Raw genomic sequence first — 22,071 nt, 5'->3', positions numbered from 1 at the left:
TTCATTTTTATTCAATCCGCTTTTTAAATCCCACTAAAACTGCGCTGTACCATGGAGCAATTACAAACAACACATCAATTTAGCATTAAAGAACTTCCTTCTTTAATAAAAGAAACATACACCTCTTGGATGGCCGACGATCCGTTTAGGCTTAGTGCTATTGTGGCGTACTATACCGTATTGGCACTACCCGCTTTATTGGTGATTATAATAAATGTAATTGGTGCTATTTGGGGTGTTGAGATTGTACAAGGACAATTAACCGATGAAATTTCGGCCGCATTAGGTAAAGATGCCGCAAGTGCCATAGAGAATATTATTAGTGAAACTCAAAATTCAGAAAGTAATTTTCTGTCTACAGTTATAGGTATTGGTACGCTACTTTTTGGTGCAACTGGTGTATTTTATCAGCTAAAAATATCGCTTAACGAAATCTGGAAAATTAAAACCAATCCTAATGCTAAAATCTGGAAAATTATTACCGATCGTGCCTTGAGCTTTGCCTTCATATTGGTTATAGGTTTTTTACTTTTAGTTAGTTTTATAGTTACAGCAGCCATTAGCGCATTAAATAGTTATATACGCGATGCCTTACCAGATGTTCTATTATACATCGCTTACATATTAGATTTTGTATTATCTGTGGGTATTATTTCTGTGCTTTTTGCTTTAATGTTTAAGTACTTACCCGATGCTAAAATTAAATGGCGAACTGTATGGATTGGTGCTATACTTACCGCCATACTCTTTGTAGTTGGTAAATTATTATTAGGTATTTATTTCGGTCAAGCCGATCCGGGTTCTACCTATGGCGCAACCGGAAGTATTGTTCTAATTTTGTTATGGGTATCTTATTCATCCCTTATTCTGTTCTTTGGTGCCGAATTCACCTATGTCTATGCAAAACGTTATGGTAAAGGCATTGAACCGAAGACTATCGGTATTATAAAAGAATAACTATCAGTTCTATACGAGTTAACTTTTTAATGGATACCATTAATTGATTTCATCTTAAATCCTGAGTTTTGATGTAATGGAAAACTAACCATTAATCACTATTACTTATGAAACATATCAGCCCACAAATTATTAGACAAATTTTCGTTCTGCTACTCATAATTCTAATGGGTACTCTCATAATCAAGGAAACTCTACCCTATTTAAGTGGTGTTCTTGGGGCAATAACTATTTATGTTATTCTAAAAAAACCAATGAAAAAATTAACTGATAAAGGTTGGTACCCTAATATGGCAGCCCTCTTTTTAATGATGATGTCTTTTTTGTGTATTATGGTTCCCGTAGCTGGTTTAGCAGTTATGATGGGAAGTAAAATTCAATATGCGGTTGATAACTCTCAGAAAGTGATTAATGCCGGAAAAGGACAATTAGAAAAAGTAGAATCGTATTTCAATATAAACACGGCTTCCGATATAGATACTGGAGCCATTACATCTTGGTTATCAGATAAATTACAAAATTTTGCAGGTGGCACATTTAATATGGTAATATCCATAACTTTAATGTACTTCCTTTTGTTTTTTATGTTAACCAATAGAAAAAAATTAAAAGAATCTTTATATGAATATATACCTATAAAAGATGAAAACCTAAAAACCATAGGCAAGGAAACTAACGCCAATGTAAAAGCAAATGCACTCGGTATTCCTTTAGTAGCCATTGGTCAAGGTATTGTGAGCCTAATTGGCTTTTTAATATTCGGCATTTCCGATCCATTTTTCTGGGCAGCCATTGTTACCGTTGGATCTATGATTCCGTTTGTAGGTAGCGCATTGGGTACCATTCCCGTGTTTTTATTAGCCTTATCAAACGGTGATAATTTCCAAGCTTGGGGAATATTAATTTACGGTATTGTAGCTATTGGGGCCACCGATAATGTGTTTAGACTATATATATTAAAAAGGCTCGACGATGTACACCCTTTAATAACCTTAGTGGGCGTTTTGGTTGGGGTACCACTATTCGGTTTTATCGGGTTAATCTTCGGGCCTTTATTAGTTAGTTTATTCCTTATTGTACTTCGCATTTACAAAAAGCAATACGGAGAAACCCAATAAATAGTAATAGAAACAGCTTACACGTTAAATACCATTCAATTTATAGCGATTTAATCCTTCTTAATGGATAGCATCAAAAAAGAACGGGAACAAGTCAACCCACACCGTCATTGAGTCGTAATATTGAAGTAGTAAGAATAATGAACCCTTCTGAAGCAATTCAGAATATAAAAACATACAATTATGAAAATAGGAATAATAGGAAGCGGAAAAATTGGAGGAAATTTAGGAAAACATTGGGCACAAGCAGGCCATAACGTGCTATTTAGCTCGAGACACCCAGAAGAATTAGGAAGTCTTGTTAAGGAAGCTGGAGCCAATGCTAAAGCTTTGACTGTAACAGAAACTTTTGAAGCTAAAGCTGATGTTTATGTATTAGCCATGCCGTTTAAAGCCATTGACGAAATCGCAGAACATTACGCAGGCGAATATGCAAACAGCATCATTTTAGATGCTACTAATCCGTATCCATCTCGAGATGGCGATATGGCACAAAATGTAAGAGATGCTAATTATAATGCATCGGAATATACAGCCATGAAATTTGGTACAGCAAAAACAGCCAAAGCATTTAATACCATACAAGCCGATCACTTAAAAAATCGTGCTTTTAGAATGCAAGACAAACTATCTGTCCCTTTTGCAGCGCAAGACGAAAGTAGTAAAAACGTGGTAAAAGAACTTATAGAAGATATTGGTTTCGATGCTGTTTATGTTGGAAACTTAAGTGATTCTAAAATTATGGATCCCGATCAAGAAATTTACGGTATGTCGGTTTCTAAAACAGAACTTTTAGATACCATTCATTCTCAAAAATCATTTTAACACCAAAATTTCTTTACTTATTTAAAAAGAAATTAACTAAAACCTAAACACATGCAAATTATATATCAATATCACGATGTGTCTGCAAGCAGTAGCTTAGAGGCCATCGCAAAAGACAAACTAGAAAGCTTACAGAAAAAATTCAATTTTGTCCATCGGGCAGATGTATTTTTTAAAGTACAAAACCGAACGGATGATAAAGAACAAATTTGTGACATACGCTTAAGTTTGCCTGGCCCAAGGGTATTTGCATCCACAAATGCAGAAACATTTGAAGCCGCTATTGCTGAAACTCTTCGAGACTTAGAGATTCAGCTAAACAAGACAAAAGATAAAATGGGAGCTAGATAAACGCTTAATTAAAGATAACTATAGGTGGTTGGAAATGGTCTTGACAAACTTTTGAATGTTGAGGCCTATTTCTTTTAAAACCATCCCATTTTAACATTAACCCTTAAAATATAATACAATGAAAACTTCAGAAAACATAAATAATACAGATTCAACTTATAATTCTAACATTACAGAAGATGATATTAGCGCCCTAGGAAAAAAAGGCCTGAGAGCAGACTCTGAAGATGATAGATTGTTACTAGACCGCGAAGAATCGATAGATTTTCAAGGGAAAGATTTAGATATCCCAGGAAGAAGTAAAAGTGGTATTAATACCACTCAAATTATTACAGATGAAGAAAACACCCTCTTTGGACAAGGCGGTGAAGACAAAGAGAATTTAGAAGCTCCAGAGCGTGCCAATGTAAGTAGAAGTCAGAAGTAGAACGCGCCTGAATTTATAAATAAAAACTAGAAAAAGAAAGAAAACATTATGAGTAATACAAACGATAAAACCAATTTTGAGACTATTAATCCTGCAACAGGAGAAACGATAGCAACATATAAATATATGGACAGCAAAGAAGCTGCCAGCAAAGTAAAAGACGCACATAACGCCTTCTTGAAGTGGAAATTAACATCTTTAGATGAACGTGCAAAAATTATAAAATCTATTGGTAAAACTTTAGAGAAAAATAAGGATGCTTACGCTAAACTTATGACTCAGGAAATGGGTAAACTAATTTCACAGAGTTATGAAGAAATAGAATTGTGTATTGGCATTTGCGACTATACCGCTACAGAAGGTTTAAAACATTTACAAGATGAACACAGACCACTTTATGATGGTGGAAAAGGAACTATACATTATTCACCAATAGGTGTGATTTATGGTATTCAACCCTGGAATTTCCCGTTATATCAACCTATTCGTTATTCTATAGCCAACTTAATGGCAGGAAACGGTGTTTTACTTAAACACGCCAAAAACGTAACAGGATCGGCTATTATGCTGAAGAAAATATATGAAGAAGCAGGACTTCCAAAAGACTTGTTTCAGGTATTAGTAATTAATCACGATGTATCGGATGAAATTATTGCCAACGATGCCGTTAGAGGTGTTACCTTAACAGGGAGTTCTGGAGCCGGAAAACACGTAGCTATAAAATCTGCCGAAGTATTAAAGAAAACCGTTTTAGAACTTGGTAGTAACGATGCTTATGTTGTTTTAGACGATGCTGATATCGACTTAGCAGCAGAAGTTTGTGCCAAAGCTAGAATATACAATAACGGACAAACCTGTGTTGCCGCTAAACGTTTTATAGTAGCTGATAGTGCTTACGATGCTTTTAAAGAAAAATTTGTAAGCCTTATGGAGAGTATGGAACTTGGTGATCCCACAAATTCGGATACCGATTTAGGCCCTATAGCTCGAAAAGATTTAAGAGAAGAACTACATAATAAAGTAACAAAAAGTGTTGAAAACGGTGCTAAAATTTTATGCGGTGGCGAAATACCGAACACAAAAGGTTACTTCTACCCTTCTACTGTTTTAGATAACGTAAAACCAGGGCAACCTGCATATAGCGATGAGCTTTTTGGACCTGTAGCGTCTTTAATAAAAGCAAAAGATAATGAAGATGCTATGCGCATTGCCAATGATAGTAAGTTTGGTTTAGGTGGTGGTATTTTCAGTAAAAACGAAGAGAAAGCTTTAGAATTAGCCAAGAATCATTTTGATACAGGAATGATACATATTAATTCTTACGGCTTAGCGTATCCTAATATGCCTTTTGGAGGCGTAAAAGATTCGGGTTACGGAAGAGAACACGGTGGTTTTGGTGTACGCGAGTTTACTAATGCAAAAGCCATTACACAACAAAAATAATTAACTTAGTTTGAATAGACTTTTTCAAACTAAATAGAATTAAATAACAAAAACCTCATCTTGAAGTTAACTTCAAGATGAGGTTTTTTTATGCGCTAAACATAAAAAAAGCCCTAATTATAGGGCTCTTTTTATATTAACGCAATCTATTTTATTTTATTTCTTGATATATACCGTTTTCTTATTTACGAATTCTAATATACCTTCCTGAGACAATTCGCGTCCATAACCAGAAGCCTTTGTACCTCCAAAAGGTAATTGAGGATCCGATTTTACCATATCATTTATAAAAAATGCGCCATCAGGAATATCACTAATAAGCTTTCTAGCCGCTTCTAGGTCTTTTGTAAAAATCATGGTACCTAAACCAAATTTAGAATGTGTTGCAGTCTCTATAGCTTCTTGCTTATCCGCTACACGAATAATAGCTGCTACTGGTCCAAAAAGCTCCTCATCGAATGCTGGCATACCTGGTTTTACATCTTCTAAAATAGTCGGCTCAAAATAATTACCGTCGTTATTATAACCGTAAGTTACTTTAGCGCCTTTTTTAATAGAGTCTTCAACTTGTTTCTCTAAACCTTCAACTAAATCCTTTCTAGCCATTACGCCTATTTCGGTATCTTCCTCCATAGGATCTCCTTTTTTAATTTCAGCAACACGTTTTTTAAAGGCTTCTATAAATTCATCGTAAATAGCATCGACCACAATAAAACGTTTAGCGGCAATACAGCTTTGTCCGGCGTTTTGCATTCTTGCCATTACTATAGTATCGATATGCTTTTCTAATTTTGCATCTTCTAGAATAATACAAGCGTTATTTCCGCCCAATTCCATAACCGATTTCTTTAAATGCTTTCCGGCTAAAGCTGCAATGCTACGTCCTGCTTTTTCACTTCCGGTAAGGGTAACACCAGTAACACTTTGGTGAGCTATAATAGTTTCAATATCCTCATGGCCTATTAATACGGTTTGAAAACAACCTTCTGGATATCCAGCATCTATAAACAATTGCTGCATAGCCAAGGCACAACCTGTGGTGTTAGACGCATGTTTTAAAATAGCTGTATTACCAGCAGTAAGTGTTGGCGCAGCAAAGCGCATAACTTGCCAAAACGGATAGTTCCATGGCATAATGGCTAAAATAGTACCAGAAGGATCATAACTAATAAAACTCTCTTTGGCATCGGTTTTAATTAATTCATCGGCTAAAAAATAAGCCGCATTTTTTACATAAAAGTCGCAAACTGCACTACACTTTTCTATTTCGGCTATACTCTGTGAAATAGGTTTACCCATTTCTTTGGTCATGAGTTCTGCGTATTCCTGTTTTCTTTCTAGTAGCAATTGAGATACCTTATTAAGCATATCAGTTCTATCACCAATAGATTTCATCTTCCAACTTTTAAAAGCATTCGAGCCTTTATTAATTATTTCCTGTACTTCAGACTCAGTATGTAATTTATAAGTCTCTATATCCTTATTATTAAAGGGATTATTAGTTGTTATCATAATTATTTCATTTTTAAATATACTGCCACAAGGTATACCCGTATTATCAATAAAGATAACACAATCCATTTACATATTGCCTCATACCCTTCTATGCCGACTAAGTTAATATTTTAAGCGTTTGCGTCAATACTAACCGTAAATAGATTGCATCTTTGTAACAGAAACAAGAAGTAATATTAATTTAAAACATTTTACAACATGAACAATAATGGAAACACATTTTTAGGAGTATTAGCAGGAACAGCAATAGGTGCTGCATTAGGAATTCTTTTTGCACCAGATAAAGGATCTGCAACTAGAAAAAGAATTGCCGAACAAGCAGAATCTGCTAAAGAGAGTATTACAGAAACCACACTCGATATTAGAGATAAAGCAGCTTCTACTGTAGCCTCTAAAAGAGAAACATTAGATACACAATTGGATAACATTGTATCGGATGTAAGTCATAAAGCAGAAGACGTAATTTCAACGTTAGAAACTAAATTAGCAGATCTTAAAGCTAAAAACAAAAAGCTTCAAAAATCATAATAAGAACAATATAAAAGAAATCATAAATGGGAATAATTGAAGCATTAGACGAGACCAGCTCGAAGGCAGTAAAAACAGGAGAAGAGTATGTGCAGACTTCTAAAAATTACTTTGAATTAAAAGTATTTCAGCAGTTAGCCATTTTATCTACTGCTGGTATTAAGTTAGCCATTTACGGCATACTTTGTACGCTGGGTCTCATATTTTTAGCCGTTGCAGGTGCAGCCGCTTTAAGCACGTATTTTGAAAGTGCCGCTTTAGGTTACTTATGTATAGCTGGCGTATTCTTCCTTTTAATTGGTATTGTTTATTTACTGAGAAAAAAGATAGAAAATAGCGTTATTAAAAAACTCTCTGAAAACTATTTTGACTAATGAAAAAGAAAAATTATAATTCCTTAGAGGAAATTAATACAGAACTACATCTATTGAGTATTCAACGCGAGATACATTTAGAAGAACTAAAATTGACCAAACATCAATTAAAAGAAGACTTAAGTCCAGCAAACTGGATAAGCACAGCCCTAACAGGCATTAAAAAATACGGCGTACTTATGCTTCTACGCAAAATTATTAAATAGTAAAATATTCCCAAGATTTTTTTACACAAACAAACTAATACAACTAGAACCTTAAAACGTTTTAGTTGTATTTTTTTGTTTTAATATGAAAGGTGCTCGCCTTCATTTATTATCCTAAATTTCAAAACACTTCACGAGCTTCATTTCAATAACAAGAGAAATATCAACTTTAATTCGCTCTAATTAAAACGTTTATCATTTGAGCTAATAACTGAATGGTTTCCGTTAAGGTTAACCTTTCAATAATAGTAAATTTGAATGTGATATTAAATGGACTGTATCATTAAAGAAAAGTCTACTAATTAAAAACAAAAAAAGACTATGAGTACTTACACAGAAACAGTAGGAAATAAACTAAACGAAATTTTAGAAAAAACATACGATGCTGAAAAAGGCTACGCAAAAGCAGCAGAAAATACAGATCACTCTTTATTAAAACCATACTTTAAAAAACGTAGTAAAGAACGTTACAATTTTGGTCACGAATTGAAAACTGAAATTTTAAAATTTGGTGAAGAGCCAGAAAAAGGTGGTAGCGTTACAGGAACTGTACACAGAGCCTGGATGGACACCAAAGCCTTGTTTTCTGCAAACGATGCCGAATCTATGCTAGAAGAATCTATTAGAGGAGAAAAAGCTGCCGTGGCAGAATATGAAGATGCTCTAAAAGACACCGCCTTACCATTAAGTACGGCAACATTATTAAGCAACCAGATGAAAAGTATTAAATCTGACTTAAACACTATAAAATTTTTAGAAGATCTAAGTTAATATCAACTTATGTTTACTAATAAAAAAAGAGATGCTATATAGCATCTTTTTTTGTTAGTCTCTATTTATTCTTGGGCAGAATCTACAGTATAATAAGGAATACCAAGTTTTTTCAAGTATTCATCAAATGGATTAACAATAGAACCGATTACGGCAATCTACACGCCAGTTAAATGGCATCTTTGTGTAAAGGAAGTTGATAAAGTATCAACCGAATTATTAACCTTAAAAACAAATTACTATGTTACGTTGGACAGTCACTTTTATAATATTAGCAATAATTGCCGGAGTTTTCGGATTTGGAGGAATAGCTGCAGGTGCTGCAAGCATCGCTAAAGTTTTATTTTTCATTTTCATTTTACTATTTATAGTCTCTTTAATTAGAGGAAATAAAAGGGTATAATTTAACTCACCTTGCAAATATTGGTGCAAGGAAAAAACAGACCAATACCACATTAACAATAAAAACATATACACAATGAAAAAACCATTTTTATTACTAGCATACGCCTTATTATTCACTATTTCAATATCTTCTTTTACAAGTTGTAGAGATGAAAAATCGACATCGGAAAAAGTTGAAGAAACCATCGATGATGCTGGAGACAACATCGAAGAAGGTGTTGAGGAAATTGAAGACGAAATTGACGATGCTACTGATGACAATTAATAGTATTGATAGAAAGAATTAATATAATAGCAAATAACGGGCATGTCTACTTAAAGATTTAGCCCGTTGTTTCTTTAAAATAAAAAGACCATGGAAAAGAAAAATTTAAAAAGCGAGAAAGATTACATTAAAATGTACCAACAAAAAGGTTTTACTAGCAATTTCATGATGGTGAACCATAAATTAGTAGGTACCGAAACTAAAACGGAGTACTACCCTATAGATATTACAGTGGTTGCAGAACATCGTTTTGAGGGAATCAGTAACCCTTCCGATATGTCCATGCTATATGTTATTGAAACAAGAGATGGCAATAAAGGTACTGTTTTGGCAAACTACAGTCCTGCTAGCAATACAAGTACAGCAGAATTCTTTAAAGCTATCCCAAATAAAAATGTATCACAAAAAGCTAATATTTTCGAACAAGAAAAACAGAATTCTTAATAGATTCTTTAACTTCATAAGCACTTAATTCCCATAATAAAATATTAAGAAGAAGAATTACAAACATGGAAATTCTTCCACTTAGTAATGGCTTTTTTGTACACCTTCTTAACTTCATGTTTTCTGGTTTCAATTACCCTTTTCTTTTGTTTTCTTACTGCTTAAATAAAAAGATTCCATATTAATAAAAATACTATATTTATCGAAATAAATTTATACTCAAAAAAGTACATTTTTTTTAAATAATTTAGATCCAATATTAGTCTGGTTTTATGAAAATAAATATCAAATTTGATTATACTTTTATCTGTAAAGCCGTTTTACACGAACAATTAGAAGCGCTTGGTTTAGAGTACAAGCTTAATAACTTAGGTGAAGTTGAATTCCAGAAAAAACTCTCTACATTAGAAATCGAAAACGTAAAGGAAGCTTTTAACAAGTATGGCATTGAAATATTAGCCAACCCACAAAACGTTTTAGTAGAACGCATAAAAGACGTAATAACAGAACTTATAAGCGATCCAGAGAAATCTAGAAAGTATAATGTTTCTAGTTATTTGGCCGATGAATTAAACTATTCTTATGCACATCTATCGTCTTTATTTTCAGAAATAACCTATTCTTCTATAGAGAATTTCATTATTCTGAAAAAAATTGACCTTGCCAAGCATCTTATTATTCATAAAGACTTTACTCTCACAGAAATTGCTCACCAACTAAATTATAGTAGTGTTGCACATTTATCTACGCAGTTTAAAAAAACAACGGGCCTTACGCCTTCTGCTTTTCAGCGTATTATTAAAAAACGACAAGAAATTGAATAATAAAAATTTAGAGCTATGCCGTTAACTATTATGAATATTGTTTTGGCCGACGATGACGAAGATGATCGCTTATTATTCGATGAGGCTATATCGGAAATTGATGTAAAAACTAAACTATCGTTATTTAATGATGGTAAAGCCCTTATGGATTATTTGGTTTTACCAGATACCATTTTACCCGAAATTGTATTTTTAGATTTAAATATGCCTATAAAAAATGGTATGCAATGCTTAAAAGAAATTCGTGCTAACGATAAACTTAAAGAGTTATGTGTTGCTATATATTCCACATCATCATCCGAAGAAGATATTGAAAACACCTTTGTTAACGGTGCCAACGTCTATATTAATAAACCCAATAGTTTTTCTGCTTTAAAAAAAGCTATAGATAAAGTTCTAAAAATTAATTGGCAATACCACACCTCTGCCCTTAATAGAGATAATTTTTTATTACGCTTATAACGGATACTTCTTTAAGGTTTATTGTCGGATAACATAGGAAAGATTCTTTTCTGTGCTCATTCACTATTTTTTTTAACGCAATCGATTACAGCTTTAATCGAAACGGTTTTTTAAAAAATAGTTTCCTTACTTTAGCGAGGTTATCATTCATATAAATTCGAATTAGAAGGTGATTAAAACATACAAAATATTTATTGTACTCCTTATTTTGGCCCTATCGGTGCTTATGTATTTAGGTAGCAATAGCTACAAGCAAATTAAGGAATTAGAGAAAACTGCCGAAATGGTAATGCACACACTACGTGTAGAAACCGAGATTAACAGTCTGTTTTCGCAATATGCTATGATGCAATCCAGAGTTTTTGAAAATAAGCTGTTAAATAATGTTGATGGCACCGCTTTACTGAAAACCCATAGAGATACTACCCTAAAAATATTTAAAAGGCTTAATATATTAACAAAAGACAACCTTAAGCAACAAAAGAACTTAGAAGAGTTAATGGATTTGGAAGGTGCATTCTATAAAAACTTAGACGCTTTAAATGCAAATATCACTACAGATAAAGAACTTGAAAATGCATATTTAAGTGATGTATCTACCTTAATACGTAAAATAGAAACTATTAAGGCCAACATGCTGGGCCACGAAGAAATACTGTTATCGCGTCGCCAAGAAGAGTTTTCTGCATCGAGACGCCTAAACCCGATAATGACTTTATTTTTAGGAATGTTTGCCTTGCTTATATTTATAATTTCGTTTTGGCAAATTAATAAACAACGAAAAAAGAATGATAGAACCACAGCCTTCCTAGAAAGTGTTTTAAAAAACACCGAAAATATAGTGAGTTATTACAAGCCTATTAAAGATGAGCATGATAAAATAACCGATTTCGAAATTGTTTATGTCAACGAAAATATTGAAGAAGTATTAGACACATCGTCACTTGTTTTGGAAGGTAAATTACTTTCTCAAGTGTTGCCTATTCATTTTGAAAATGGTGTTTTCGATGCTATGGTAACCTGCTACAACAGTGGCGAAACCCAACGCTTCGAAAAAACTAATAATTTTAATGGTATCAAATATCGTTTTAAGACCAATGTGGTTAAACTAAACGATGGTGTTTTAGCTACTGCCAGCGATACCACCGAAGAATATGCTATTAAGCAAAACCTAATTTCTGCTAAAAATCAACTAGAAACTCAAAACCTTTTACTGCTAGATAATCGTGCTTTTTTAAGTAACATATTTAAAAGTACCTCAAACATCGTGATGCACTTTAAATCTATTAGAGATGCGGCCGGTAAAATTATTGATTTTGACACCTTATTTATCAACGATGCCATTAGCGATGTTATGGGTGATATTCCTGCCGATGTTAAGCATAAAAAAGCTTCGGAAATTTATCCTTCAATATTCACAAATGGCGTATTCGAAAAAATGGTGACTTGTATAGAAGAAGAGCGCCAAATAGAATACGAAACGCATTTTGAAAAAGATGGTGAAACAAAATGGTTCCAAGCTACAGCCATTAAACTTAACGATGGTGTAACGGTAACCACAAGCGATATTACACTTGAAAAAACAAGAGCTGCTAAATTAAACGATTTAAATGCTGAACTAGAAATACAAAACTCCATTTTTAAAGATGCCGAAGGTGTTGCAGATATTGGTAGTTATGTTTGGTATTTAGATACAGGTGCCGCAAATATATCGGACAATTTCTATAGAATTTTAGGTTTTACTCCAAAGGAATTTGATGTTACTTTTGAAAACTATCGAGAACTTGTGCATCCAGACGATTTGGGTCGTTACGATCAATTAGGTGAGGAAACGGTAGAACATGGAAACTCTGATATACATACCTACCGTGTAATTACTAAAAGAGGTAACGTAAAACATATTTATGTAAACGGACAAAAAGTAATAAAAGATGGTAGACCAGCTTCTGTTGGTGTAGTGCAAGATATTACCAACCGTGTAAAGAATGAAGAAAAATTAAGAAATAAGAATGAAGAGTTAAAACGTTCTAATGCAGAGTTAGAATCTTTTAACCGTGTGGCGAGTCATGATTTACAAGAACCTATGCGGAAAATTCAAATGTTTATTTCTCGCCTTTCGGAACGTGAGTTAGATAAACTTTCCGATAAGGGAAAAATGTATTTTGAAAAAATAGATAGTTCTGCAAACCGTATGCAAACGCTTATTAAGTATTTGCTAGCCTACTCGCGCATTAACCGTACTAAAAAGGATTTTGTAAAAATATCGCTTAGCGATATTATGGAAAAAGTATTGGATGATTTAGAAGAACGTATTGAGGAAACGGGTGTTGAAATTGCTATAGACACCTTGCCATCATTAAAAGCCATTCCTTTTCAAATGGAGCAACTGTTTAATAACTTAGTCTCTAACGCTATTAAATATGGCAGCACTACAGAGCCTCCAAAAATTGTTATTGACTGTAAAAAACTATCTAGAAATAAAATTACGGAAGTCTTTGATAAGAAACGTAAAAACTACTATCGCATTTCTATAATGGATAATGGTATTGGTTTCGATCAGGAAAATGCCGAAAAAATATTTGGTCTCTTCGAGCGTTTACATCAAAAAGACGAATATTCGGGAACCGGAATTGGCTTAGCCATTTGCAAGAAAATCGTATTAAATCATAAAGGACATATTGTAGCGCAGAGTGAACCCGGTAAAGGTTCTACATTCTGTATTTACTTGCCTGCTTAGAGTTGGGTAGCCATTAACTTTTCCTATAAAACAAAATTACAAAGCGCATCTTTAACACGATGCGCTTATTTTTTGATTGTTTTCTTCTTCAGTTTCATATTTAAAAACTCCACTAAAAGTGAAAATGCAATAGCAAAATATAAGTATCCTTTTGGAATGGCACCAACGGTTTGCCCAAATATTACGGTGTTAGATAAATGTGCAGCTTCTGTAACTAGCATAAAGCCAATAAGTATTAAAAAAGATAATGCTAATAATTGCATAGATGGATGTTCGCTTATAAACTCGCGTATTGGGTTTGCAAACAGCATCATTATTAATATAGATATTACTACGGCTATTATCATTAATATAAGGGCATCGTTATGGTGTTCGCCAATACCGTTTGTCATCCCCACAGCCGTTAGTATGGAATCTATAGAAAATATAAAATCTATAATTACAATTTGTACAATAGCTTTAGATAGCGAAGTGATTTTTTTTGCTTTTAGTTCATGTTCCTCCTGCCCTGGTTCGTCTAGTTTTTCATGAATTTCCGAAGTACTCTTATATAATAGAAATAGCCCACCGAAAAACAAGATGAGTGCTTGCCAACTTATACCAACTTCTAACCAAGACCATGTAATGGTATAAAATGGCTCTTTTAGTCCTACAAGGAAAGATACACCTAATAATAATAGAATTCGCTGTACCATGGCTAGCATGAGCCCTAAGTTGGTTGCTTTACGCTGTTGGTGCTCCGGAAGTTTATCGGCCGCTATGGAAATAAACACAATATTATCTATACCTAATATAATTTCTAAAAAGGTTAGGGTTAATAAAGCTACCCAAGCATCGGGACTTGAAAATATTTCGAACATGGTTTAATCTCTTTTTTATGTGAATTTGAATAGAGTTTAATATATAGATGAAATTTATAAAAAATTAACCACAGTTTACTAGAAATACTTCATTTGCATCAAAATTTAATGGTTTAACGGCCTAAAACAGGCACTTTCCGATAATTATATAACATAATACGAAAATTGTATAACGAAAAAGGTGTGTCTATTTCTGAACTTTGTATCAAACAAAATAGCAGACCAATTATGAAAAATAATAACCAAAATTACCTGACAAATTCGAGAGTGGGACGTAGATGGTCTAAAGAAACTTTAAACGATAAAGAGAACGATGTTTCGAACCCATCACACATAAGTTCTACAGAAGGAACTAAACAAGACCCAAATTATTAAAAAATATTGACCTTAAATTAATGATATGTCTAAAATATTAAATGTACTCTCTATAGTTCTTTTCGGTCTTTGGGCCATCGGATTCTTTGTGTACAACCTTATCATTATTTCACATATTTTTTTAGTATCGGCAACAGTAATACTAATTATTAGAGTATTAAAAGAAAAGTAAAACCCTAACCCTTAAAAGCATTATTATGAAAGTTATAGATCTTAAAACAAATAATTTAGAACAAACCTTTAACCAACTAAAGGAAGACTTAGGTGGACGTTTAGATTCTGCTCAAAAAGAATACGCTTTAGCAATCGATAATGATATCGCTAAGGGAGAAATTAAAGGCGTATCTGTTAACGATAATATATCTTTCTTAGAATATAATATTACGTTTGAAAACGATACCGTAATTGCTAGAAATACACCAACTACTAACCCTATTTACTTTCTGTATTGTGCGGAAGGACAAATGAGTCACGGATTTGGATTAAACAGTAAGCAACGCTCTTTAAACCAGTTTCAAACTGGAATATTTGCCAGCGACCCACATAAAACAAGCTGTTTCTTTTTTAGAAAAGGACAAACAGTAAAATTCTCTAATATTAGTTTTGATACAAAATCTGATAATGAAGATGCCGATGCTATAAACCTATTGCAAACTCAACTTTTAAAAACCTTTATGCCAAAAGGAGACAAAGAAATTTTTGCATACATAGGCTCTTATAACTTGAGGATTTCAGAAAAAATACAACAATTAGAAGCTATTAAGCAAAAAGGTATTGTTAGACAATTATTAACTAACGGTATTGTACACATGATTTTGGCTTTAGAAATTGAGCAACATAACGAGGATACTAAAAATGGTGTAACCAACTTCGGGTCTTTAACTAGAAGCGAAATGGATACCATTAACGAGTTATCTAACTTTATACAAAACTACCCTGAAATTAAATATACACTGGCTTACTTAAGTAAAAAAGGTGGTATGTCTCCCGCAAAATTACAAGAAGGTTTTAAATTATTGCACAACCGTACGGTATCGGACTTTATTAGAAATACTCGTGTGGAAACTGCAGAAAACCTATTGAAAACAACGGACTTAAATATTTCTGAAATTGTTTACACCGTTGGTTTAACAAGTAGAAGTTATTTTTCTAAAATTTTTAAAGAGAAATATAACTGTAGCCCAAAGTATTACCAAGAAAATCAATATTCGTTAGCTGTAACAGCCTAATTAATAATCCATTTTCGGGGTTACTCTCGAAATAACAATGAAAAAATCCGCTAGCTTAGCGGATTTTTTGTTTTTGGGAAGGTTTGGGTTGAGTTTAGTTTGGGTACGGAATTGTTAAAAACTCTTACAAGTTGTTAATCAATATTTTGAGTTTAGTGGAATCGTTTTTATATGTTTGTTGTAAGTAATTTAAGAACTGCCTCGAAATCGACAAATTCGGTATCTGAATCTTAAGATTTCGCCAATTATAAAATTCTTAACTAAAAATGATTTTTGATTTTTTAACATTGCAACTAACCATAAATCAACGACTTTCATGAAAACTCTCTTCGCAATAACATCAATTTTTATAAGTATAATTCTTCACTCTCAAGAAAAAACAATAACTGGAGAAGTATGGAATTTTGAAAATAATGAACCTCTCTCCTATGTTAATATTGGAATTAGAAACAAAACCGTCGGAACAGTTTCTAATAATAATGGTTTATTCAAGCTTTTATTAAATGACAAAGTATCTTCAAAAGACACTATTATTTTTTCATACATTGGTTTTAAAACCGAAAAATATTTGGTTTCGGAACTAAATAAAATAAAAAAACCGATTTTACTTCAACCAAAAAGTATGGAATTAGATGAAGTAATTGTGAGTTCAAAAAAGATAAAATTAAAATCTAAAAAAATTGGAAGGACGTCAAAAGGCCTAGGATTGATGCACTCGAATTTTTACTCATATTACGAAAAGGATATCGATGACCGTTTGAGTAAGGAAAGAGGTATGAAGTTTAAAATGAGACGAAATTGTCATATCAAAGATTTGAATTTTAATATAACTTCAAATGACTTCAAATCTTTAAAATTTAGAGTGAATTTTTATAAAATTAAAGACGGTTTCCCAACAGATTTTATAGTTAAAAAGAATATCGTATTCGAAATAAAAGACAACTTTCTTGGTTGGTTTAAAGTCGATTTAGAACCTTATGAAATTTTTTTCAACAAAGAAATCGAAGAGGTTGCGGTAACAATTCAATGGCTTGAAAGCATAAAAGCAAATGAAAAGAGTAAATATTTTGCAATTTCAACTGCAACCTCACCAACACATACAGCGTATTTCAGGGAAAAATCGATGGATAATTGGAATAAAGGAGGGCAAAATTTAAGTTTTTATTTAAACGCAATGTGTGAGTAAAAACTGCTTACAACACCGGTTGAAAATAATTACGGTTTAGTGATAAAAAAAGTAGTTATGTGTTTGCTTCAAATGATTTTATTCGCTAAACCCTCATATACAACACCGTAACTATCATTAAAAAAAAAACATTGTAAAGCATAAAAAGAAATGACAGAAGAAAAATTTTGGGAAATAATAGAAAAATCTTGGCAAGATTCTCCAGAGCTAAAAAAACAGAGAGATGAAGCAAATAATGATGAGAATTCTTTAGAACAATTAAGTTATCAGTTAGAAGAGGATATTACAGAAAACTATATCAAACGATTATCTAAACTTAAAAAAAAAGAACTCACTGAATTTATTCATATCCTTGAAGAAAGAATGTACCATATTGACAGAAAAGAGATTCATACGTATACGGATGGCTCTGATGATGGATTTTTATACTGCAGATGCTTTATTTTAGGAATGGGAAAAAGCTACTATGAATTAATAGACAAAACTCCATCTAAAGCAAAATTTGATTTAGAGGCGGAAGGTTTTGGCTTCTCTGCATATCAAGTATATGAGGAGTTATTTAATGAAGAATTTGATAGATACTCAAAACATTCTATGGAATCTTGTTCAAATTCTGAAGGCTGGATTGAATAGCATATAACGGCGTTTTCAATAAACTGAAAGTTCTACGGATATTAACAAAACCTAGCCAATAATAAAAGCTTAGAATTTAAAGCATTAACTAAATGAAAAAATATAAAATAGCTTTTGAAAACTCTTTATCAGGAAAAAAGGGTGTAGAAACTACAGTCTCTTCTACTAAGGAAGTCATAGAACACTATAAAAGTATTAATTGGTTTGAATTACTCAAAAAAGCAACACCTGAAAACCAGAATGATTCGGATATCATGGATGATAATTCTTGGAATTTTTCAATAGAATATGAAAAGTACAAAAAAGAATATATCCTTCATATTTATCCGCACCTTTACCCTACTCCAAGTGTAAAACCCGATGACATAAAATTAGTTATTGAATTTAAAGAATCTAACATAGTACCGACTTCAAAATTCGCTCAATTTTTCGGAGGTTCGAAAGTAAAAAAAGTTGAACAATATAAAACGGAGGCCACAGATTTATTGCAAGAAGACATATTGGAATATTTAAAAGATTTTTTAAACACCAACCATATGAATTTAAAAAAGCTTAATTCTAATGAATTTGACACCATGTTTGAGAGAATTTGTAAAGTTTATTAAAAAATGAAAACTCATCAATTTATTTTTGAAAAAACACAAGCAATTTTAAATAACCATTTAGGAGAGAGATTAACCGTTGATACAGATAAATATGATGACGGATATACAGAAACTCGCCTTACAATAACTGATACTGATATTTGGATAGCTTATGATGATAATGAAATAACTATTGGTAGCGGATTTAATCACCGACACTATTATCCGGAATTTGACAATCTAGATAAAGTTGTTGACGATTTATTTAATTTATTCACTCAAAAGAAAAGAATAACAAAGTATTACAAAGGTAACACTTGCTATAAAAAAAGAACAGAAATCGAAATCGAAGCATCAAACTATAAAGAATTAAGTACTTCTTCTACCTGGCTTTTCCATTTTGGAAACCTACAAAAGAAGAAATATTTAATGAAGATAAACTGATTAATAAAGTTGATATTTTGTCTGAAATTCAGGAAATAAAAAACTATGTCTTAGCCACAGCAGATACTTCCACCATCTACGCGCAAAAACTGTAAGAAATAGAAAATAAATTGACTACTTATACTAGTAAAACTAGTTATTCTCAATTTACATACATTTACACATGCTTAAAACTAAAAATCTAATGCAACAAGTAACAATCAATTTTTCTATTTTATTAATCTTACTTTTCTCTATATCAAGTTGTAATCAATCTGAGGAAAAAACCTCTTCAGATAAAAAAACAAAAAATGAAGTTTTAGTTTTAGGAACAATACACGGTGGGCACCTTAGCGATAGTGTTTATAACATAGATTATCTACAAAAATTAATTACACAAATAAACCCAGATTATATATTAACTGAGATTCCTCCAAAGGCTTTTAAAACAGCCATGGATGGATTTAAAAGAGACGATAGCATTTCGGAGCCTCGCACCATGCGTTTTCCTGAATATGTTGATGTTATTTTTCCGTTATCAAAGAAAATGGATTTTGAAATTATTCCAACAGCGGGATGGACAAAATATATGGCAGCCGAACGTGGGGCAAAATTAAGAGCCATTCGTAAAGACTCTTCTAGAATAAATGATTGGGCTGAATATGTAAAAGGAAATAAACTTTCAGATTCATTATATCGAGCCAGTGGAAAAGTAAATGACCCCTACTTTATTCATACTAATGAATACGATAGCATTCAAAATATAGGACTGCAAACCTATAATACATTGTTTAATGATGAACTTGGTCTTGGTGGTTGGGAAAATATTAATATCGCACATTATTGGAATATTGAGAAGGCCTTAGAAAAACACCGTTATCAAGGAAAACGTATACTAATTACTTATGGTGCCGGACATAAAGGTTGGTTTTTAAAGGAATTACGTAAACGTGATGATATTGAATTATTAGAGATGAAGCCGTTTTTAGATGCTATTTAATAAAAAGAAGCTATTATAGTAAAATGTTTCAGGCTAAACATTGTGATTTATATGAATTTCCCAAAAGGAACTTGAAGATAGGTTTACATTGTAACTTTACTGATAAAAAACCTAATTTTAAGGGTGCTTGCTTTAAAATAAAATTCAATAGAAAAATCTGTAACCAAACCATGAATGCTCTGATTGTTTGTTATTGTTTTTTTTTCTGAAACAACCGCGTCTACCTTTGCTTCACTTCTTCCATTTACATAAACCGTATGTCCTTTTTCAGCTAAGCTTAAAGCTGTTAACTTTCCAATGCCGTCTGTATTCTGATACTATTATTGTTTTACTCATAATGTCGCGTATTAAAATAGAAAAAGCCACAATAACTTCCTTGCTGTTTTCTGCTTTTAATACATTATTAATTAACTAAAAACCTTCTAAAACAATTTTACCTTTCGCTTTTCCTGTTTCTAAAAACGCATGTGCTTTCCGTAAGTTTTTCGCATTAATTATCCCGAAATTTTCGCCTAAAGTTGTTCTTATTTTCCCATTATCGATTAACTCTGAAACTTCATTCAAAATATTATGTTGTTCAATCATATCTTCCGTTTGGAACATAGAACGCGTAAACATTAATTCGATGTGCGTAGAAACAGCTTTTCCTTTAAAAGGCATCACATTCATCACTTTCGGGTCATCAATAAATCCGAATTTACCCTGAGGTTTAATCAGTTTTACAATTTCATCTACGTGATGTTCTGTAGCATTTAAACTCACAACATACTCTGGAGCTGGTAAGTTGTGTTTTTCGAACTCTTCACTCAGTTTATTTCTGTGGTTGATAACCGTGTCTGCACCTAAATCTTTTAACCAAGCTGTAGTTTCTTCGCGAGAAGCCGTACCAATTATATTCAGTTTGGTTAACTTTTTAGCCAATTGTACTAAAATAGAACCAACACCACCAGCAGCACCAATTACTAAAATTGATTTGCTAGCATCATCCTTTGCAACTTGCAATCTATCGAACAACATTTCATAAGCAGTAAGCGATGTTAATGGTAAAGCAGCAGCTTCAGCAAACGATAAACTTGAAGGCTTTATACCAACAATGCGCTCGTCTACCACTTGATATTCTGCATTACTTCCTTGACGTGTAAGATCTCCTGCATACCAAACTTCGTCACCAACTTTAAAAAGGGAAACATCGTCACCAACCGCTTTTACAATTCCAGCAGCATCCCAACCAATAACGCTCCAATTACCATCTGGAGCAGGTCGGTTTGCTCTAATTTTATAATCTACAGGGTTAACCGATATCGCTTTAATTTCAACTAAAATGTCTCTTCCAGTTGCTTTTGGCTTGTCTAATGTTATGTCTTGTAAAGATTTTATATCTTCAATTGGAAGATTCTCTTTATATCCTATTGCTTTCATAATAGTTTATATTTTGTAACGAATTATATTTCGGTAAAAATTTCGCTTACTGCTAATCTAGATTTTGGTGTTTTTTCAGGTGAATTAAAATCAGATTCAGCTCTATAACCTAAAGAAACCGCAACTAAAGATGTGTATCCTTTTTCTCTTAACCCAAACTCTTCATCTAAAGCTTTTACATCAATCCCTTCCATAGGTGTAGCATCAATACCTAAACTTGCAACACCTAATAAAAAACTACCAATGTTAAGGTAAACTTGTTTTTCCATCCAATGTTGAAGATCTTTTAAGTCGTATTTATGAATACCCGCAAATGCCTTAACGGCACCTAAAAATCCGTTTTTTATATCTTCATTTGGAAATCTTCCGTTTTTGTCATCGGTATCTGCAATATGCTTGAAGTAGTCTTCATCTGCATCAATTTTAGAACAAAATAATACAACAGCTGAAGCATTAGTTACTTTTGGTTCGTTAAAACTAAAAAAGCCTTGTGTTCCTTTGGCAATACGCGCTTTTCCTTCTTTAGTTTCAGCAACTATAAAATGCCAAGGTTGCAGATTTACACTAGAAGGACTCATTCTTAATAAGTTTTTAACTTCAGCCATATCTGCATCAGATATTTTCTTGGTGGTATCATATTCCTTTGTGGTGTATCTCCAGTTTAAAATTTCTTGTAAATTCATTTTAATATGTTTTTTTATTAGGTTAAT

At 32.6% G+C, this 22,071-nt stretch carries 27 protein-coding genes; 23 read left to right on the top strand and 4 right to left on the bottom strand.

All coding sequences use genetic code 11. The annotated features are described in order from the left end of the window. The first annotated feature begins 51 nt into the window (after positions 1-51). The 6 genes from GQR97_RS14745 (at position 52) to GQR97_RS14720 (ending at position 5,121) form a co-directional block, all read left to right on the top strand. The gene (locus GQR97_RS14745) at positions 52-957 is read left to right on the top strand and encodes a YihY/virulence factor BrkB family protein (RefSeq protein WP_158849734.1); all 906 of its coding nucleotides are present in this window, start codon (positions 52-54) and stop codon (positions 955-957) included. Positions 958-1,064: 107 nt separating this feature from the next. Then, on the top strand, positions 1,065-2,075 hold the full coding sequence (locus tag GQR97_RS14740) for an AI-2E family transporter (protein ID WP_158849732.1): 1,011 nt from the start codon (positions 1,065-1,067) through the stop codon (positions 2,073-2,075). 183 nt (positions 2,076-2,258) lie between these two features. Further along, positions 2,259-2,900, top strand: coding sequence for an NADPH-dependent F420 reductase (locus GQR97_RS14735; RefSeq protein WP_042498672.1), 642 nt, complete (start codon positions 2,259-2,261; stop codon positions 2,898-2,900). Positions 2,901-2,951: 51 nt separating this feature from the next. Continuing rightward, positions 2,952-3,251, top strand: coding sequence for a ribosome hibernation-promoting factor, HPF/YfiA family (hpf, locus tag GQR97_RS14730; protein ID WP_158849730.1), 300 nt, complete (start codon positions 2,952-2,954; stop codon positions 3,249-3,251). A 118-nt stretch (positions 3,252-3,369) separates the two neighbouring features. Next, complete coding sequence (locus tag GQR97_RS14725) at positions 3,370-3,678, top strand: hypothetical protein (protein ID WP_158849728.1); 309 nt, start codon at positions 3,370-3,372, stop codon at positions 3,676-3,678. 48 nt (positions 3,679-3,726) lie between these two features. After that, entirely contained in the window at positions 3,727-5,121 is a 1,395-nt protein-coding gene (locus GQR97_RS14720) for an NAD-dependent succinate-semialdehyde dehydrogenase (protein WP_158849726.1), read from the top strand. Positions 5,122-5,277: 156 nt separating this feature from the next. Here GQR97_RS14720 and GQR97_RS14715 read toward each other — a convergent pair whose 3' ends face one another. Then, positions 5,278-6,633 carry an NAD-dependent succinate-semialdehyde dehydrogenase gene (locus GQR97_RS14715; protein ID WP_199269860.1) on the bottom strand — a complete coding sequence of 452 codons (1,356 nt, stop codon included), beginning with the start codon at positions 6,631-6,633 and terminating at the stop codon, positions 5,278-5,280. A gap of 201 nt (positions 6,634-6,834) precedes the next feature. Here GQR97_RS14715 and GQR97_RS14710 point away from each other — a divergent pair, with 201 nt between their 5' ends. From GQR97_RS14710 to GQR97_RS14665, 10 genes are all read left to right on the top strand, one after another. After that, positions 6,835-7,164: a YtxH domain-containing protein gene (locus tag GQR97_RS14710; protein ID WP_158849724.1), complete on the top strand. Its 330-nt coding sequence runs from the start codon at positions 6,835-6,837 to the stop codon at positions 7,162-7,164. 26 nt (positions 7,165-7,190) lie between these two features. Continuing rightward, positions 7,191-7,538, top strand: a complete 348-nt coding sequence (locus GQR97_RS14705) for a hypothetical protein (protein WP_158849722.1) — start codon at positions 7,191-7,193, stop codon at positions 7,536-7,538. Then, positions 7,538-7,744, top strand: a complete 207-nt coding sequence (locus GQR97_RS14700) for a DUF6327 family protein (protein WP_158849720.1) — start codon at positions 7,538-7,540, stop codon at positions 7,742-7,744. Before GQR97_RS14705 ends, GQR97_RS14700 begins: the two co-directional genes overlap by 1 nt. Positions 7,745-8,065: 321 nt before the next feature. After that, a complete protein-coding gene (locus GQR97_RS14695) occupies positions 8,066-8,515 on the top strand; it encodes a ferritin-like domain-containing protein (protein ID WP_158849718.1) in 450 nt (149 codons plus the stop codon). 241 nt (positions 8,516-8,756) lie between these two features. Beyond that, positions 8,757-8,918 (top strand): DUF1328 family protein, encoded by a 162-nt coding sequence (locus tag GQR97_RS14690; RefSeq protein ID WP_158849716.1) that lies wholly within the window; start codon positions 8,757-8,759, stop codon positions 8,916-8,918. Positions 8,919-8,993: 75 nt separating this feature from the next. Then, positions 8,994-9,185 carry a hypothetical protein gene (locus GQR97_RS14685; protein ID WP_158849714.1) on the top strand — a complete coding sequence of 64 codons (192 nt, stop codon included), beginning with the start codon at positions 8,994-8,996 and terminating at the stop codon, positions 9,183-9,185. A 90-nt stretch (positions 9,186-9,275) separates the two neighbouring features. Next, positions 9,276-9,629 carry a hypothetical protein gene (locus tag GQR97_RS14680; RefSeq protein ID WP_158849712.1) on the top strand — a complete coding sequence of 118 codons (354 nt, stop codon included), beginning with the start codon at positions 9,276-9,278 and terminating at the stop codon, positions 9,627-9,629. A gap of 272 nt (positions 9,630-9,901) precedes the next feature. Then, positions 9,902-10,453 carry a helix-turn-helix domain-containing protein gene (locus GQR97_RS14675; RefSeq protein WP_158849710.1) on the top strand — a complete coding sequence of 184 codons (552 nt, stop codon included), beginning with the start codon at positions 9,902-9,904 and terminating at the stop codon, positions 10,451-10,453. Between the two features lie 15 nt (positions 10,454-10,468). Further along, positions 10,469-10,915, top strand: a complete 447-nt coding sequence (locus GQR97_RS14670) for a response regulator (protein WP_158849708.1) — start codon at positions 10,469-10,471, stop codon at positions 10,913-10,915. A gap of 169 nt (positions 10,916-11,084) precedes the next feature. Further along, positions 11,085-13,652, top strand: a complete 2,568-nt coding sequence (locus GQR97_RS14665; protein WP_158849706.1) for an ATP-binding protein — start codon at positions 11,085-11,087, stop codon at positions 13,650-13,652. A 65-nt stretch (positions 13,653-13,717) separates the two neighbouring features. Here GQR97_RS14665 and GQR97_RS14660 read toward each other — a convergent pair whose 3' ends face one another. Further along, complete coding sequence (locus tag GQR97_RS14660) at positions 13,718-14,512, bottom strand: TerC family protein (RefSeq protein ID WP_158849704.1); 795 nt, start codon at positions 14,510-14,512, stop codon at positions 13,718-13,720. A 228-nt stretch (positions 14,513-14,740) separates the two neighbouring features. Here GQR97_RS14660 and GQR97_RS14655 point away from each other — a divergent pair, with 228 nt between their 5' ends. From GQR97_RS14655 to GQR97_RS14625, 7 genes are all read left to right on the top strand, one after another. Continuing rightward, positions 14,741-14,887: a hypothetical protein gene (locus GQR97_RS14655; protein WP_158849702.1), complete on the top strand. Its 147-nt coding sequence runs from the start codon at positions 14,741-14,743 to the stop codon at positions 14,885-14,887. Between the two features lie 197 nt (positions 14,888-15,084). Beyond that, positions 15,085-16,116 carry a helix-turn-helix domain-containing protein gene (locus GQR97_RS14650; RefSeq protein WP_158849700.1) on the top strand — a complete coding sequence of 344 codons (1,032 nt, stop codon included), beginning with the start codon at positions 15,085-15,087 and terminating at the stop codon, positions 16,114-16,116. Positions 16,117-16,432: 316 nt separating this feature from the next. Continuing rightward, positions 16,433-17,302 carry a carboxypeptidase-like regulatory domain-containing protein gene (locus GQR97_RS14645; protein WP_158849698.1) on the top strand — a complete coding sequence of 290 codons (870 nt, stop codon included), beginning with the start codon at positions 16,433-16,435 and terminating at the stop codon, positions 17,300-17,302. Between the two features lie 150 nt (positions 17,303-17,452). Further along, on the top strand, positions 17,453-17,935 hold the full coding sequence (locus GQR97_RS14640; RefSeq protein ID WP_158849696.1) for a DUF4240 domain-containing protein: 483 nt from the start codon (positions 17,453-17,455) through the stop codon (positions 17,933-17,935). A 92-nt stretch (positions 17,936-18,027) separates the two neighbouring features. After that, the gene (locus GQR97_RS14635; protein ID WP_158849694.1) at positions 18,028-18,540 is read left to right on the top strand and encodes a hypothetical protein; all 513 of its coding nucleotides are present in this window, start codon (positions 18,028-18,030) and stop codon (positions 18,538-18,540) included. Positions 18,541-18,543: 3 nt separating this feature from the next. Next, positions 18,544-18,963, top strand: coding sequence for a hypothetical protein (locus tag GQR97_RS14630; protein WP_158849692.1), 420 nt, complete (start codon positions 18,544-18,546; stop codon positions 18,961-18,963). Positions 18,964-19,147: 184 nt separating this feature from the next. Continuing rightward, on the top strand, positions 19,148-19,942 hold the full coding sequence (locus GQR97_RS14625) for a hypothetical protein (protein ID WP_158849690.1): 795 nt from the start codon (positions 19,148-19,150) through the stop codon (positions 19,940-19,942). 411 nt (positions 19,943-20,353) lie between these two features. Here GQR97_RS14625 and GQR97_RS14620 read toward each other — a convergent pair whose 3' ends face one another. Together GQR97_RS14620 and nfsB are read right to left on the bottom strand one after the other, a co-directional pair. Then, on the bottom strand, positions 20,354-21,361 hold the full coding sequence (locus tag GQR97_RS14620; RefSeq protein ID WP_158849688.1) for a zinc-binding alcohol dehydrogenase family protein: 1,008 nt from the start codon (positions 21,359-21,361) through the stop codon (positions 20,354-20,356). A 23-nt stretch (positions 21,362-21,384) separates the two neighbouring features. Beyond that, positions 21,385-22,044, bottom strand: a complete 660-nt coding sequence (gene nfsB, locus GQR97_RS14615; RefSeq protein WP_158849686.1) for an oxygen-insensitive NAD(P)H nitroreductase — start codon at positions 22,042-22,044, stop codon at positions 21,385-21,387. Between the last annotated feature and the right edge of the window lie 27 nt (positions 22,045-22,071).

The sequence above is a fragment of the Algibacter sp. L1A34 genome, from assembly GCF_009796805.1.
GTDB lineage: Bacteria > Bacteroidota > Bacteroidia > Flavobacteriales > Flavobacteriaceae > Algibacter.
The sequence above is the reverse complement of the archived record's forward strand: the minus strand, read 5'-3'. Positions and strand labels throughout refer to the sequence as shown.